This is a genomic window from Ensifer sp. (assembly GCF_035999135.1).
Taxonomy (GTDB): domain Bacteria; phylum Pseudomonadota; class Alphaproteobacteria; order Rhizobiales; family Rhizobiaceae; genus Ensifer.
On the sequence record NZ_DASYGZ010000148.1, the window covers coordinates 1 to 14,727 of the forward strand.

Annotated in this window: 13 protein-coding genes; 6 read left to right on the forward strand and 7 right to left on the reverse strand. The window is 62.5% G+C overall.

Features of this window, described 5'->3' with window-relative positions:
• Positions 1-602 precede the first annotated feature (602 nt).
• Positions 603-1,088, forward strand: a complete 486-nt coding sequence (locus VGO12_RS19395; protein WP_327514392.1) for a pyridoxamine 5'-phosphate oxidase family protein — start codon at positions 603-605, stop codon at positions 1,086-1,088.
• 396 nt (positions 1,089-1,484) lie between these two features.
• Here the strand turns inward: VGO12_RS19395 and VGO12_RS19400 are convergent, their stop codons facing one another.
• Both VGO12_RS19400 and VGO12_RS19405 read right to left on the reverse strand, forming a co-directional pair.
• Positions 1,485-1,622 (reverse strand): hypothetical protein, encoded by a 138-nt coding sequence (locus tag VGO12_RS19400; protein ID WP_327514393.1) that lies wholly within the window; start codon positions 1,620-1,622, stop codon positions 1,485-1,487.
• A gap of 90 nt (positions 1,623-1,712) precedes the next feature.
• Entirely contained in the window at positions 1,713-2,108 is a 396-nt protein-coding gene (locus VGO12_RS19405; RefSeq protein WP_327514394.1) for a hypothetical protein, read from the reverse strand.
• A gap of 419 nt (positions 2,109-2,527) precedes the next feature.
• On the opposite strand from VGO12_RS19405, the gene VGO12_RS19410 reads away from it, so the two are divergent.
• Positions 2,528-5,317, forward strand: coding sequence for a bifunctional aconitate hydratase 2/2-methylisocitrate dehydratase (locus VGO12_RS19410; RefSeq protein ID WP_327514395.1), 2,790 nt, complete (start codon positions 2,528-2,530; stop codon positions 5,315-5,317).
• Between the two features lie 116 nt (positions 5,318-5,433).
• Here VGO12_RS19410 and VGO12_RS19415 read toward each other — a convergent pair whose 3' ends face one another.
• Positions 5,434-6,435, reverse strand: coding sequence for an NADP-dependent oxidoreductase (locus tag VGO12_RS19415; RefSeq protein WP_327514396.1), 1,002 nt, complete (start codon positions 6,433-6,435; stop codon positions 5,434-5,436).
• Positions 6,436-6,626: 191 nt separating this feature from the next.
• Between VGO12_RS19415 and VGO12_RS19420 the strand changes: the two genes are divergently transcribed.
• On the forward strand, positions 6,627-7,523 hold the full coding sequence (locus VGO12_RS19420; protein ID WP_327514397.1) for a LysR family transcriptional regulator: 897 nt from the start codon (positions 6,627-6,629) through the stop codon (positions 7,521-7,523).
• A gap of 71 nt (positions 7,524-7,594) precedes the next feature.
• Here VGO12_RS19420 and VGO12_RS19425 read toward each other — a convergent pair whose 3' ends face one another.
• From VGO12_RS19425 to VGO12_RS19440, 4 genes are all read right to left on the reverse strand, one after another.
• Positions 7,595-7,831: a hypothetical protein gene (locus VGO12_RS19425; protein ID WP_327514398.1), complete on the reverse strand. Its 237-nt coding sequence runs from the start codon at positions 7,829-7,831 to the stop codon at positions 7,595-7,597.
• Positions 7,832-7,964: 133 nt separating this feature from the next.
• Entirely contained in the window at positions 7,965-8,432 is a 468-nt protein-coding gene (locus VGO12_RS19430) for an SRPBCC family protein (RefSeq protein ID WP_327514399.1), read from the reverse strand.
• 296 nt (positions 8,433-8,728) lie between these two features.
• Positions 8,729-10,090 carry a dicarboxylate/amino acid:cation symporter gene (locus VGO12_RS19435; protein ID WP_327514400.1) on the reverse strand — a complete coding sequence of 454 codons (1,362 nt, stop codon included), beginning with the start codon at positions 10,088-10,090 and terminating at the stop codon, positions 8,729-8,731.
• Positions 10,091-10,335: 245 nt separating this feature from the next.
• Positions 10,336-11,181 (reverse strand): oxidoreductase, encoded by an 846-nt coding sequence (locus VGO12_RS19440; protein ID WP_327514401.1) that lies wholly within the window; start codon positions 11,179-11,181, stop codon positions 10,336-10,338.
• A 140-nt stretch (positions 11,182-11,321) separates the two neighbouring features.
• On the opposite strand from VGO12_RS19440, the gene VGO12_RS19445 reads away from it, so the two are divergent.
• The 3 genes from VGO12_RS19445 (at position 11,322) to VGO12_RS19455 (ending at position 14,726) form a co-directional block, all read left to right on the forward strand.
• Complete coding sequence (locus VGO12_RS19445; RefSeq protein ID WP_327514402.1) at positions 11,322-12,209, forward strand: LysR family transcriptional regulator; 888 nt, start codon at positions 11,322-11,324, stop codon at positions 12,207-12,209.
• A gap of 282 nt (positions 12,210-12,491) precedes the next feature.
• Positions 12,492-13,844 (forward strand): LLM class flavin-dependent oxidoreductase, encoded by a 1,353-nt coding sequence (locus VGO12_RS19450; protein ID WP_327514507.1) that lies wholly within the window; start codon positions 12,492-12,494, stop codon positions 13,842-13,844.
• A gap of 9 nt (positions 13,845-13,853) precedes the next feature.
• Positions 13,854-14,726 carry an ABC transporter permease gene (locus VGO12_RS19455; protein WP_327514403.1) on the forward strand — a complete coding sequence of 291 codons (873 nt, stop codon included), beginning with the start codon at positions 13,854-13,856 and terminating at the stop codon, positions 14,724-14,726.
• The last annotated feature ends 1 nt before the right edge of the window (position 14,727 follow it).

Here is a 14,727-nt window from a genome sequence, read left to right on the forward strand (position 1 = left end):
GAGGAGTTAACACCTCTTCAGGGGCCCGCAAGGAGGCGCAGCCGACGAAGCGGGACAGATATCCGCAAATCCTGCCCCCGCAACCAAATCAAAAAAGCCCCCAAGCAGAAATGCAAGGGGGCTTTTGGCGTTTCTGGGACCGGGCCTTCGAGAATGCCTCCGCCAACCAGCGGCTATGGCCGCCTGGCGCCCATTTGCCGATGGCGCTCGACCTTGCCCTGCCAGCCATGTCGCCCCATGCGCGATTGGCGGTCAGCAGCCGAAACCGGTCTTTCCGGCTCAGACGTTGCGGACCAGCGGTATCCATCGAGCCGGTTCTAAGAGACGCCTGCGACGGTGCGGGGAGCAAGCCATTGTTGCGTTCAGAACATGTTGAGGTTTCGTGCCTCTGCGATCGCATGTAAGAGCCCGCTTCTCGTCAAGGTTGAGTTCCAGGTCGCCATTGGCCTCAAGTTGCTTTTAGGGCTGCCAGCCTCTGTGAGCCTCCACCCGTTCGGGCCGGTGCCATCGTCCACTTTGCCGCGACGGAACTTTGTCTGGCCGTAACCATTAGCCATCAGATGGTCTGAACCGGGCCAGTCTTGAGCGAATTGGAGAGCGTCATGGCGAATGAGGAAGATCTGAAAGGAAAATTCTGGAAAGCTCTGAAGTCTGATCGCACGGTAATGCTGGGGCTATGCGGAGTCGCCGATGGCCATACGCGACCGATGACGGCACTCATCGAAGAAGATCATGGGCCAATGTGGTTTTTTACCTCCATCGACTCCTCGCTGGTGACGGAACTTGCGGGACGAGGGCGCGCGATCGCCACCTTCGCCTCAAAGGGACACGACGTCTTTGCAGCCATTCATGGCAACCTGTCTGTCGACGGGAGGAGGGAAAATATCGACCGGCTCTGGAACCCCTACATTGCTGCCTGGTACGACGGCGGAAAGGACGATCCAAAACTTGTGCTACTGAGGTTCGACGCAGAACACGCCGAAATCTGGAAAGATGCGTCCAGCATATGGGCAGCCGTAAAGATTTTGTTCGGCGCCGACCCGAAGGTCGAGTACAAAGACAACGCCGCCGACGTGGACTTAAATTAGTTCTCGCCGAAGTTGGCAGGGGGCAAATCCTTACTTGACTCGCTCGGTGATCGCACCAGGCGCGTCGGCGGTCGAAACTCGCTTCCTGCGCTTCCGATTGCCGGGACAATGGCGAATACTTGGCCGAGCAGCACCACCATGCGCGGACGTCGGCCGTTTTCGAAGCGAAGGGGCGCTTGGCCTTGGCCGGTCGCGTGGATATCGGGACGGCCTCCAGGAAGCCCGGCGCGCGAGGGGGTTGATTGTTGTCGTCCGCTGCCGGCGACCTGTTGCCGGTTACGTCTTTCAGGCGCCTCGACGAAAGGGCGGCGCCCTTTGAGACGCCGCCCCGTTGACGAGTTCCCTTTCACTCGCCCGACCGTGGCTGCGGGACGGCAGAACCGGCCGTTTTCCGGATCAGAAGCGGATGTTCGAACCCGCCTTGACGGAATGGTTGATCAGGTTGTCCGAACCTTTCACGCCGCCGATCGTGGTTCCGACGCGATTGAAGCGCGTCTGGGTGTATTCGAGTTTTGCCGACATATCCTCGGTCAACGCCATCTCCGCGCCGGCGCCATACGGACCAGCCCGCGTGCCAGCGATCGCCTGACGTGACCGTGCCCTTGCCCTGGAAGCGTGCTGTGGTCACCCGAGCGTGCCATAGAGCAACACGTTGTCGAGCGCGTAACCCGCCTTGGCCCGGGCAGTCCCGCTCCAGGTCTGGCGCAAGGCGCCACCGTTGCCGACATGATACTGCGGACCGCCGGCGTGTGCTGCCTCCAGTTCGCCGCCAACGACGAACTGGCCGAACTGCCGGTTACAGCGCGCCTGCACGCCGCCGTTGAACTTGCGCTTGTCGCCCTTCTGGCTGGAGGAACCGGCGCCGACGTGGGCGCCTGCGTAAAAACCGGTGCAGCGATCCACATTGGCGAAATCGATGGAGTTCGCCGCGGCCGCATTGCCGAGGTCGGCCGCCTCGACGCTTGAAGCAGCCGCGATCACGGTCAGTGCCAGCGCGGCAACGGTGAGATTGAGCGTCATCGATCGTTTCCTTCCATCGTCGGACCGCGTCGGCCCGTTCAATGCGATCGATGTGAACCATCTTGTCTGAGGTTCCACGCAGGATACGTGCAGTTTTCATGGAGGGTGCATGCCGCTTTTGGCGGGGTTGCAAGCCGTCCCGTTCGTCCGGTTGCGTCGGGAGCAGCGATGAAGGCTTCGCCAGATCGGCAAGCGAGGCGGAATAAGATCGACAGCCCCGACCGGTTCGGTGCAGCAGCCTGCGCGCGACCAAATTCATCAAACCGATTGAATCCGGACTACGACTTTTTTACTGACCAGCAGTAGCTTGTCAGCCGGTCCTGGTTGACGTACTCGAAACGCATAAAACCTTGGCTGATTGACAAACAGTCTGGTGGCGCTGCGTCTCAGCGCCATAACCTCAGGACGTTGGGATTGCGATGACACTTTACTTGGACTACCTGGCTGAGATCAAAAGCAGAGAAACTCAAAACCTCGCTCCCAAGCCGATCGATGACGGCGCACTCATCAGCGAAATCCTGACGCTGATCGAGGATGCCGGTAACGAGCACCGGGCCGACGCCCTGAAATTCTTCATCTACAACACGTTGCCGGGCACCACGAGCGCTGCGGGCGTCAAGGCCGCGTTCCTGAAGAAGATCATTCTCGGCGCGACAATCGTCCCGGAAATTTCTCCCGAATTTGCCCTCGAGCTGCTGTCGCACATGAAGGGTGGCCCTTCGGTCGAAGTGCTGCTGGACATCGCACTTGGCGATGACGCCGCGATGGCAGCAAAGGCTGGCGACGTTCTGAAGACCCAGGTCTTCCTCTACGACGCGGACATGTTCCGTCTGCGCGACGCCTTCAAGGCCGGCAATGCGGTCGCCAAGGGCGTGCTTGAAAGCTATGCGAAGGCCGAATTCTTCACCAAGCTCCCGGATGTCGAGGACGAAATCAAGGTCGTGACCTTCATCGCGGCCGAAGGCGATATCTCGACCGACCTCTTGTCTCCGGGCAACCAGGCGCACTCGCGCTCGGATCGTGAACTGCACGGCCAATGTATGATCTCGCCCGAGGCCCAGCAGGAAATCGTGGCGTTGCAGAAGCAGCATCCGGACAAGCGGGTGATGATGATTGCCGAAAAGGGCACGATGGGCGTGGGCTCGTCGCGCATGTCAGGCGTCAACAACGTGGCGCTCTGGACAGGCAAGCAGGCCAGCCCCTATGTGCCCTTCGTCAACTACGCCCCTGTGGTCGCCGGCACCAACGGCATCTCGCCGATCTTTGCGACGACGGTCGACGTGACCGGCGGCATCGGCGTCAACCTGAAGAACTGGGTCAAGAAGACAGGCGAAGACGGCAAGCCGATCCTCAACAACGACGGCAACCCGATCCTCGAGCAGAAGTTCTCGGTCGAGACCGGAACTGTCCTGAAGCTCGACGTGAAGAACAAGAAGCTCCGCGACGAGGCCGGGCAGGAACTGGTCGACGTCGCTGCAGCGTTCACGCCGCAGAAGATGGAGTTCATGAAGGCCGGCAGCTCCTATGCCATCGTCTTCGGCAAGAAACTCCAGACGTTTGCGGCGCAGACCCTCGGCATCGAGGCGACGCCGGTCTTTGCGCCGAACAAGGAAATCACGGTCGAGGGCCAGGGCCTGACGGCTGTCGAGAAGATCTTCAACCGCAACGCCGTAGGCGTGACGCCGGGCAAGGTCCTGCATGCCGGCTCGGACGTGCGCGTCAAGGTCAACATCGTCGGCTCCCAGGATACGACCGGCCTGATGACCGCGCAGGAGCTCGAGGCGATGGCGGCCACCGTCATCTCGCCGCTGGTGGACGGCGCCTATCAGTCGGGTTGCCATACGGCCTCCGTCTGGGACAAGAAGGCTCAGGCGAACATTCCGAAGCTCATGAGCTTCATGAACAATTTCGGCCTGATCACCGCCCGCGACCCGAAGGGCCTCTACCATTCGATGACGGACGTGATCCACAAAGTGCTGAACGACATCACCGTGGATGACTGGGCGATCATCATCGGCGGCGACAGCCACACCCGCATGTCCAAGGGCGTTGCCTTCGGCGCCGACTCCGGCACGGTGGCGCTGGCGCTCGCCACCGGCGAGGCGACGATGCCGATCCCGCAATCGGTCAAGGTGACCTTCAAAGGTACGATGCAGCCCTATATGGACTTCCGCGACGTGGTGCACGCCACCCAGGCGCAGATGCTCAAGCAGTGTGGCGACAACGTCTTCCAGGGCCGGATCATCGAAGTGCACATCGGCACGCTTCTCGCCGATCAGGCCTTCACCTTCACCGACTGGACGGCCGAGATGAAGGCCAAGGCCTCGATCTGCATTTCGCAGGACGAGACGCTGATCGAGTCGCTCGAAATCGCCAAGTCGCGCATCCAGATCATGATCGACAAGGGCATGGAAAATGCCGCGGGTACGCTCAAGGGCCTGATTGCCAAGGCAGATGCGCGTATCGCCGAGATCCGTTCGGGCGAGAAGCCGGCGCTTTCTCCCGACGCCAACGCGAAGTACTTCGCCGAAGTCGTCGTCGACCTCGACGTCATCGACGAGCCGATGATCGCCGACCCGGACGTCAACAACGCCGACGTATCCAAGCGCTACACCCACGACACGATCCGCCCGGTCTCGTACTACGGCGGCACCAAGAAGGTGGACCTCGGCTTCGTCGGCTCGTGCATGGTGCACAAGGGCGACATGAAGATCGTCGCGCAGATGCTGAAGAATATCGAGAAGTCAGAGGGCAAGGTCGAGTTCAAGGCGCCGCTGGTCGTCGCCGCCCCGACCTACAACATCATCGACGAGCTGAAGGCCGAAGGCGACTGGGAAATCCTGCAGAAGTATTCGGGCTTCGAGTTCGATGATCTGAAGCCGAAGACCAGCAACCGGACCGAATACGAGAACATCCTCTATCTCGAGCGCCCGGGCTGCAACCTTTGCATGGGCAACCAGGAAAAGGCGGAGAAGGGCGATACCGTTCTCGCCACCTCGACCCGTCTGTTCCAGGGCCGCGTCGTGGAAGACACGGCCGAGAAGAAGGGTGAATCGCTTTTGGCCTCGACCCCGGTCGTGGTGCTGTCGGCAATCCTTGGCCGCACCCCGAGCGTGGAAGAGTACCGAAGCGCAGTCGACGGGATTGACCTGACAAAGTTCGCCCCGCCGAAGGCGCCGCGGATCGATGCGGCATCCGTCCACTACTAAGATGCTTGAAGGCAGGGGGCTGTACCGCCCCCTGCCTTCGCTTCGCCCCGTACGACGCGCATCGTCAACCGGTGAGGCATTCCTCCAATGCGCCCTGCTTGCGCAGCCGCGGCGTGTCAGAGCCGCACCAGCATCTTGCCGGTGTTGGCGCCCTTGAAGAGGCCGATGAAGGCATCCGGGGCATTGTCGAGGCCGTCGACTACCGTCTCGCGAAGCGCAACCTTTCCTTCCTTGATCCACACGCCCATCTTGCGCTCGAACTCCGGGATGAGGTCGATATGGTCGGAAACGATCAGGCCCTGCAGGCGGATGCGTTTCTCGATCGCCTGAAAAATGTTGCGCGGACCGCTCGCCGGCGCATCCGAGTTGTAGCCGGAGATCATGCCGCAGAGGACGAAGCGCGCATGGGTCTGGGCCGCGGCCAGGGCCGCTTCGAGGTGATCGCCGCCGACATTGTCGAAGTAGATGTGAATGCCCTCCGGGGCTGCGGCCGCAAGGGCCGCGGTCAGATCTGCCGTCTCGCGATAGTTGATGACGGCATCGACACCGATCTCGTTGCGGAGCCACGCGGCCTTGTCCGCCGATCCGACCGAGGCGATCACCCGCAGGCCCCCGAGCTTGGCGATCTGCGCGACGATGCTGCCGACGGCGCCGCTGGCGGCCGAAACGAAGATGGTTTCGCCTTGCCTGGCATTGGCGATCCTCGTCAGCCCCACATAGGCGGTGAGGCCAGGAAAGCCCAGTGCTCCAAGATAGGCCTGGGCCGGCAGCTCCGGGTCGATCCTGCGTGCCGTGGCCGCATCGATCACCGCGAAGTCGCGCCAGCCGGCAAAATGAACGACCGCATCCCCGACGGAAAAAGCAGGATCGTTGGAAAACTCGACCACGCCGACGGCGGCTCCGTCCATCGCTTCGCCAAGCCGGAAGGGCGCAATGTAGCTTTTCCGCTCGTCCATGCGGCCGCGCATATAGGGGTCGACCGACATCCAGGTGTTGCGGACCAGGAGCTGGCCGGGCTCCGGCTCGCGGATGCGGTTGCTGACGAGGTCGAAATGTTCAGGCGTGGGAAGGCCGATGGGGCGTCTTCTCAGGTGGATCTCGCGGACTTCGATAGACATGTCTGGCTCCTCTTTGATGGGGTCTGATGTGTTGACGGGGAAGGGCATAGGGAGGCGCGCGCCGGCTCTTGCTCCGGCGATCGGGCATTGCGAAAGGTCTCAGCTGCGTGTCTTGTTGGGCCTATACAAACATCTGCCAGGACGATAAAAAAGTTCGATGTTTACGGCATATATATCGAACGGATCGATGAATGTTGCGGATTTCCCTGGACCAGTGGCGTGCCTTCATTGCTGTCGTCGAGGCGGGCGGTTTCGCGCAGGCAGCCGAGGTGTTGAACAAGTCGCAATCGACCATCAGTTATGCCGTGCGGCAGATCGAGGAACGGCTTGAGGTCGCCGTCTTTGCGATAGAAGGCCGAAAGGCGCTGCTCACCACCGAGGGCCGGATCCTCTATCGCCGTGGCAAATCACTGGTCGACGAGGCGACACGCCTGGAACGGGCGGCGCAGAACCTCGCCAAGGGCCATGAGCAGATGCTGAGCCTTGCGGTCGAGGGGCTGTTTCCAACATGGTTGCTCCTGCGCTGCATCGAGCGGTTCGGCGAGGAAGCGCCGGAAACGCGCATCGAGCTGTACGAAAGCGTCATGGGCGGAACGGACGAGTTGCTGCTGTCCGGTGCAGTGGACCTGGCCATATGCGCCGACAACCTGCCGACAGGGCACACGGGTGACGTCATCCTGCGCTACCGCGCCGTGGCCGCCGCCGCCCCGTTTCATCCGCTGCACCAATTGGGTCGGGAACTCGGAATGGAGGACCTGAAAGGCCATCGTCATCTGGTGATCCGCGACAGCGGCCTGCAGCGGCAACGCCCAAGTGTCTGGAATGTTACGGAGCGACGCTTGACGGTCGGCCACAAGGCGACCTCCATTCGTGCCGCCTGCATGGGCATGGGGTTTGCCTGGTATCCGGAAGACTGGATCCGCGAGGAACTCTCCGCCGGGCAGTTGAAGCCGCTGCCGCTGAAGGACGGGGCTGAGCGCTGGGGCGCGATGTATCTGGTCTATCCCGATCCGGATGCGGCCGGCCCAGGCGCCCGCCGCCTGGGTGCGATCATCAAGGAAGAGGTCCAGTCTTTGGATCCTTCGTAGTCTGGACGAAGCGACCGTAGCAGCGATCAGGGGCGTGGCGCGGCCTTCGATCGGCCGAGCGCTTCACAAGTTCATCGACGCTTTCGCGTGGCCCCGGTCGAGTAGTTTCGAAACTTGGCGAGCGACCGCCTGAGCTTCGCGATGTTGGCAGTCGCCTGTTCGATCACCAGCAGGTGCTTTTCGTCCTCGAGCGCGATGGCGCTTCCGCATTGCTCGCACGGGAGTTCGTCATTGGCTTTCACCCAGGCGACGCGTTGGCTGTTTTCATGACCGCACTCGGGGCACGGAATGTCGATTTCATTGAACATGGCGCCTCTCTCGTTGAGGCCCGATAGCAACACAGGCAGAATCGAGGAGCAATGATTACCCGCTTACTCAAATGGAGCTAGGCGTATCGCCCGTGCGGAGGGGGAGGCGGCGTTGGCGCGCTCGGTTGGGCAGCTATCGCTGTTGAGCAACGCGTTTAACGAGACCGCGCCGGCCGCGTTCCATGACGACGCCATGGTTCCAGCGGAATACGGGCTTGAGGACGAACGAAAGCCGGATCATCCAGGGTTTTGTCACCTCGACGATCCAGTCGTAGCGTACGCGGCAGCGGCTGCCGTCGGGCTCCAGCGTCCAGCGGCCGATACCGTCGAGTTCGCCCGAGGCCCTGCCTTCGATCAGTGACTGTGGCTCGACCTTCACCGTCTCCATCTCGAACGACAGTACATAAGGCAGGGCGGTCACCCATTGCAGGTGGCGAACAGCCCCGACGCCGTGCTCGTCTCCCGCGCGCAACAGAGAGACCCGTTTGACCGATGGCCACCAGTCCGGCCACGCCTCCGGCGTGCTCAGCTCCCGCCAAACATCATCGACAGAAGCGTCGATGATCCACTGCGTGACGAGATGAAATTCGGTGAGAGACATGGCTTGCCCTCTGCAACAGCCGGGCCGGCCGCAGAACGCCGGCAAATGGGAGGCTGGGGCTGCCCTGCCAGCGCATGTGATCGAGCCCGGGACGCGGTCGTGATCCCTATGAAGGATCCACCTGTCGATTTGTTTGCGCAAGCTTGGCCGTCTCGCCGGCAGGGCGATTTCGCACGGACTTGCCAATGGCGGCCATGAACCGGGTCGAACGAGCAAGTATCCGGAGTCGGCCTCCTGTCCGTCGACAGTAGGGGGCATGCGGGTGTCCGTGGCCCGCATGCCCCCGCGCCGAATTGTCAGGCGGCGCGAGCGCCTGCGGCAAACGGCTCGAGATCGTCGACGACCTTGTCGCCGTTGTAGACGGTCTCATCAAGAATGCCTTCGCGCTTGGCGACGATCGTCGGCACCAGGGCCTGGCCGGCAACGTTGACGGCGGTGCGTCCCATGTCGAGGATCGGGTCGATGGCCAAGAGCAGTCCGACACCTTCAAGCGGCAGGCCGAGTGTCGACAGCGTCAGCGTCAGCATCACGGTTGCGCCCGTGAGGCCAGCCGTTGCCGCGGAACCGAGCACCGAGACGAACACGATCAGCACATATTCCTGGATGCCGAGCGGCAGGCCGAAGAACTGGGCGATGAAGATTGCCGAGATCGCCGGATAGATGGCGGCGCACCCGTCCATCTTGGTGGTCGCGCCGAGCGGCACGGCGAAGGCAGCATATTCGCGCGGCACGCCAAGGCTCTTTTCGGTCACCGTTTCGGTGACGGGAAGGGTGCCGACCGAGGAGCGCGAAACGAAGGCGAGCTGGATCGCCGGCCATGCGCCGGCAAAGAAGCGCGATGGCTTCAGCCCGTGGGCGACGAGCAGCGCGGGATAGACGACGAAGAGCACGATGGCGAGGCCGATATAGACGGCGGCGGTATACCAGGTCAGCTGCGCCAGGGTTTCCCAGCCGTATTGGGCGACGGCGCGGCCGAGCAGGCCGATGGTGCCGATCGGCGTCAGGCGGATGACCCACCACAGGATCTTGCGCACGATCGCGAGCAGCGACTGGTTGAAGGCAAGGAAGGGCTTCGCTGCATCGCCGACCTTCAGCGCAGCAGCGCCGACGGCGATCGAAACAACCAGGATCTGCAGCACGTTGAAATTGAGAGAGGTGCTGGCGCCGCTGTCGGTCAGCTTGGTGCTGGCTTCAAGCCCGAGCACATTGGCGGGCACGAGGCCCTTCAGGAAATCGAGCCAGGAGCCGGCATAGGAGGGAGCCTTGGCGGCTTCCTGCGAAACCGCAGAGCCGATACCCGGCTGAATGGCAAGGCCAAGCGCAATGGCGATGACGACGGCGATGAGCGAGGTGATCGCAAACCAGAGCAGCGTCTGCCAGACGAGCTTGGCGGCATTCTGCAGCGTCGCCAGGTTGGCGATCGAGGCGACGATGGCGGTAAAGACCAGCGGCGGCACGAGGGCGCGCAGCAATTGCACGAAGATCGAGCCGATCGTCTGCAGCGTGACGGTCAGCCAGTTCGGGTTGCCAGCGGCGTCGGCGCCCATGTTGCGAGCGATCAGGCCGAGAAGGAGGCCGATGACCATGGCGGCGAGGACCTGGAAACCGAACGAGGCGTAGAGCGGCTTCGATGGAGATTTGGTGGTTGTTTGGGACACGTGCTGCACTCTCGAATTGGTGACGTCGGCGATTTCTTGGGCAATAGCCGACCAAAGTGCTCAAGAATTAATCGAGTGTCGGTTGGAAGATAAGAAACGCTTTGTCACGCAAGCCGCTTCGAGTGGAATAATTTTCGCGGCTCCGTACGGGCGCGCAAGACGCAGGACGTAGCCGGACGAATAGGTCGTCGGGCTGTTTCCGGCTCCGCTCGTCGGTCGAAAAGCGGAGCCGGATCGGCGGGGGATCAGGCGGCTGCGTCGGTGGCGAAATCCGTGGAAAGGGCCAGGTCGCGCCACTCGGCGAGTTCCTTCGCGACGCTGGCGTTCTGCTCCTCGATCACTGAAACCGTGTCGCTGCCGAACGGCATACGGAGCGGCGGGTTCTTCGCATTCACCAGGGTCACGATACCGGCCGCGAGCTTCTGCGGGTTGCCAGGCTGGGCATGGTTCGCACCGGCTGCGAAGTCGCGCATGTTGCCGGCCGGCGTGCCGACATAGTCCGGGATCGCGGCGGCGCTGACCGCCAGCGAGTTGTCGGCGAGAAAGTCGGTGCGGAAGAAGCCGGGCTCGACGATCGTCACATTGATGCCGAAGGGCTGAACCTCGGCTGCAAGCGATTCCGACAGCCCTTCGACGGCGAACTTGGTCGAGCCATAAACGCCCCAGCCGGGATATCCGAAATAGCCGCCGATCGAGGAGAAGTTCAGGATGTGGCCCGAGCGCTGCCGGCGCATGTGGGGCAGGACGGCGCGCGTCACCTTGAGCAGGCCGAAGACGTTGGTGGCGTAGAGCTTTTCGACTTCCTCAGCCGTTGCCTCCTCGACGGCGCCGAGCAAGCCGTAGCCGGCATTGTTGACGAGAATGTCGATGCGGCCGAAACGCTGGACGGCGGCGGCGGCCGCTTGTCTCGCCTGGGCTTCATCGGTGACATCCAGCGCGACGGCGAGCAGATTGGGGTGGGTGCCGAGCTGTTCGGTGACCGTTTTCGGATTGCGGGCAGTGGCGACGACCGCGTCGCCCGCGTTGAGCGCTTCCTTTGCCATCAGAGCGCCGAGGCCGCGCGATGCACCCGTAATGAACCAGACTTTCATGACGAACTCCTTCAAGGGTTTGACGGGTTCTTCGGAGCCGGTTGGCGTCCGCATCCCGTGCTGACGAGAGGAATTTGACGCAATCCGCTTCGCTGCATAAGATTCGTTATTCTCGAAACTATGATGAATGGTGTTCAGTAATGCGTGCATCGGAGCTTGCGGAACTGGCGGCCTTCGCGGCCGTCGCCCGGCACAGGAGTTTCCGCAAGGCGGGCGAGGAGAGGGGCGTCACGGCGTCCGCCATCAGCCACGCGGTGCTCAGTCTCGAAAGCCGGATCGGCATTCGATTGCTCAATCGAACGACGCGCAGCGTTTCGTTGACGGAGGCCGGTGAACTGCTGCGATCCTATGTCGATCCGGCTTTTGGCGAGATCGCGTCGGCGCTCGATGCGCTCAACAAGTTCCGCGACACGCCCTTCGGTCGCGTCCGGATCAATGTCCCGAACTCGATCGCCCCCTTTGTCATCGGCCATGTCATCGGGCCGCTGCTTGAAAACAATCCCAACCTGCAGCTCGAAATCAGCGCCACGGACCGCCTCGTCGATATCGTCGGCGAAGGGTTCGATGCCGGCATCCGGTTCGGCGAGCGGGTCAGCGAAGGCATGATCGCCCTGAGGCTGAAGCAGCGCCTGCGTCTCGTGGTCGTCGGCTCGCTCGCCTATTTCGCGCGCCGGCCGATACCTGAGACGCCGCATGACCTGAAGCGCCACCTTTGCATCCAGAACATGTTTCCCTCCGGCGCGCGCTATGCCTGGGAGTTCGAGAGGGACGGTCAACCCGTGACGTTCCATCCAAGCGGGCCACTGTCGCTGGACGATCACGAACTGATGGTGGAGGCGGCCGAAAGCGGCGTTGCGCTCGCCTATGTCTGGGAAAATCGCGTCGAAAAGCAGATTGCAAGCGGTGAGCTCATCCAGGTCCTCGACGCCTGGTGCCAGCCCGAAGAGCCGCTTTATCTCTACTACCCCAGTCGCCGGCATCCTTCGGCCGGTTTTCGCGCCTTGATCGATACCATCAAGGAGGCGTGACGCATTGTTCGTCGCCAAGGCACGCCATGCCGGTCCCGAAGCGATTAATCGCTGAAAGAGTGTAGCGCCCGGAAAACCCGCTGTGGCGCACACATTGGCCGCATATTAGCAAAAACATTTCACCGTGGCCGAGAGCCGCGAAAACTCAGTTCTCTATAAAATTGATGGATAATGTATTTTGTCTATGTGGTCGCGGCTTGGCGTCTCCCTCCCGGAGGCGCCGGCGTCACAACGCGACATGTGGACCCGCGCGGGTTCGCTGCGAAAAGAGAGAGGGTTGAGATCACACGCAAGATCCGGCTTGGAGCCTTTCTTCCCGGTGGTGGACAGCACATCGCGGCCTGGCGGCACCCGGACCAGCCGGCTGACGGTGCGACCAGCTTCGAATTTCACAAGCAGCTGGCGCTGACGGCCGAACGTGGCCTGTTCGACGCCTATTTCCTGGCAGACGGGCTGGCGATCGGCTTTGGCGGTGCGCGCGAGGGTGGCAATGCCCGCGTGGCGGGGTTCGAACCGGTGACGTTGTTTTCGGCGCTGGCACCGCTCACCACCCATCTCGGCTTCATCGCGACGTCGTCCACCACCTATGAGGAACCCTATACCACGGCGCGCAAGTTCGCCTCGCTCGACCTGATCTCCGGCGGTCGTGCCGGCTGGAACGTCGTGACGACGACCGGCGATCCGACGGCGCAGAATTTCAACCGCGACACCCAGCTTCCCCATGCCGAGCGGTATCGCCGCGCGGCCGAACATGTCGACGTCGTCAAGAAGCTGTGGGACAGCTTTGAAGACGATGCCTTTATCCGCGACAAGAGGACGGGCGTCTTCTTCGATCAGACGAAACTGCATGGCACGGATCACCGCGGCGAACACTTCAAGGTGCGCGGTCCGCTCAACATCGCGCGCTCGCCGCAAGGGCATCCTGTCATCGTCCAGGCAGGGCAATCCGACGACGGTCGAGGGCTCGCGGCCGCAACGGCCGAAGTGATCTTCACGGCGCACCAGCACATCGAAACGGCCCAGGAATTCTATCGCGACATCAAGGCGCGGGCCCGCGGCCTTGGCCGCAATCCGGATCACATCCTGATCATGCCAGGTGTCTCGCCCTTCGTCGGCCGGACCGAGGCCGAAGCGCAGGAAAAATACGAGCGGCTGACGTCGCTGATCGTCGAAGAGGATGGCATCGGCCTGCTCAACGGCCTGACCGGCGGGACGCTGGACCTTCATGGCTACGACCTCGACGGCCCGTTGCCGCCGGCGCCGCCGACCGAGGGCATGAAGAGCAGGCAGGCGCTGATCCGCCAGATTGCTGACGAGAACAATTTCAGCATTCGCCAGCTCTACCAGTGGATCGCGTCGGCGCGCGGCCACTACACGATCGTCGGCTCGGCCGAGCAGATCGCAGACACATTGCAGGAGTGGTTCGAAAACGAGGCCGCCGACGGCTTCAACATCCTGCCGCCGTGGTTTCCGACGGCACTCGACGATTTCGTCGACCTGGTGATTCCGCAATTGCAGCGTCGCGGCCTGTTTCGCACGGCCTATGAAGGCAGGACGCTCCGCGAAAACCTCGGCCTGCCCTTCCCCGTCAACCGCTGGACGGCCGCCAGATCGGCGATCCAGGCAGCTGAGTGAGGTGCGATCATGTCCTTTGAAAACACCAACCCGTTTTTCTCGGCCGGCTTGGGGCTAACGCGTCGGGTCAGCCGCACTGCCAAGCCGCTTTCGACTGCAGCTGTCATCCCGGCCCGCTCGAATGGTCTCTTCGGTCCTCTTGTCGCGCGCTACGGCGTCGTCGTCGCTTTCCTCGCGCTCTGGCAGCTTTCGAGCACGCTCGGCTGGGTCAATCCGGCTGTCTTCCCGCCGCTGAGCGTGATCGTCAACGCCCTTTGGGATGGCCTTGCCAGCGGCGCACTGCTGGACGACATCGCCATCAGCCTGCAGCGGTCCGGCATTGCCTTTGCGGCGGCCGTGGCGGTGGGCATCCCCCTTGGCCTGTTCATGGGGCAGGTCCGCCTCGTCGAGCAGGCGCTCGATCCGATCCTGCAGCTTTTCCGCCAGACCTCGGCGCTGGCGCTCTACCCGGTCTTCATCCTGCTTCTTGGCCTCGGCGAGACCTCCAAGGTCTTCGTGATCTTCTGGGCGACGCTGTTTCCGATCCTTCTGTCCACCATCGCGGGCGTCAAGGAGGTCGACAAGAAGCTGATCGAGATGGCCAGGACCTATGGCGCCGGACCGCTTTCGATCTTTCGCCGCGTCGTGCTGCCGGCCTCAGTTCCGGCGATCTTCGTGGGGCTGCGGCTCTCGGCGACCACGGCGCTCCTTCTCCTGATCGCCGCCGAAATGATCGGCGCGAACAAGGGCATCGGCTTCCAGGTGATGAATGCGCAGTACAACTTCCAGATCCCGCTGATGTTTGCCGCGATCCTGCTGCTTGCCCTGCTTGGGCTTGCGGCCAACGCCTTGCTCGTCCTGCTGCAACGCAATCTTTGCCGCTGGTCGCAACCCACCGACTGAT

Bases quoted from the DNA above. Each gene is read 5' to 3' on its own strand.
- VGO12_RS19395 (WP_327514392.1), top strand. From the start codon at position 603: ATGGCGAATGAGGAAGATCTGAAAGGAAAATTCTGGAAAGCTCTGAAG.
- VGO12_RS19405 (WP_327514394.1), bottom strand. From the start codon at position 2,108: ATGACGCTCAATCTCACCGTTGCCGCGCTGGCACTGACCGTGATCGCG.
- VGO12_RS19410 (WP_327514395.1), top strand. From the start codon at position 2,528: ATGACACTTTACTTGGACTACCTGGCTGAGATCAAAAGCAGAGAAACT.
- VGO12_RS19415 (WP_327514396.1), bottom strand. From the start codon at position 6,435: ATGTCTATCGAAGTCCGCGAGATCCACCTGAGAAGACGCCCCATCGGC.
- VGO12_RS19420 (WP_327514397.1), top strand. From the start codon at position 6,627: ATGTTGCGGATTTCCCTGGACCAGTGGCGTGCCTTCATTGCTGTCGTC.
- VGO12_RS19425 (WP_327514398.1), bottom strand. From the start codon at position 7,831: ATGTTCAATGAAATCGACATTCCGTGCCCCGAGTGCGGTCATGAAAAC.
- VGO12_RS19430 (WP_327514399.1), bottom strand. From the start codon at position 8,432: ATGTCTCTCACCGAATTTCATCTCGTCACGCAGTGGATCATCGACGCT.
- VGO12_RS19440 (WP_327514401.1), bottom strand. From the start codon at position 11,181: ATGAAAGTCTGGTTCATTACGGGTGCATCGCGCGGCCTCGGCGCTCTG.
- VGO12_RS19445 (WP_327514402.1), top strand. From the start codon at position 11,322: ATGCGTGCATCGGAGCTTGCGGAACTGGCGGCCTTCGCGGCCGTCGCC.
- VGO12_RS19455 (WP_327514403.1), top strand. From the start codon at position 13,854: ATGTCCTTTGAAAACACCAACCCGTTTTTCTCGGCCGGCTTGGGGCTA.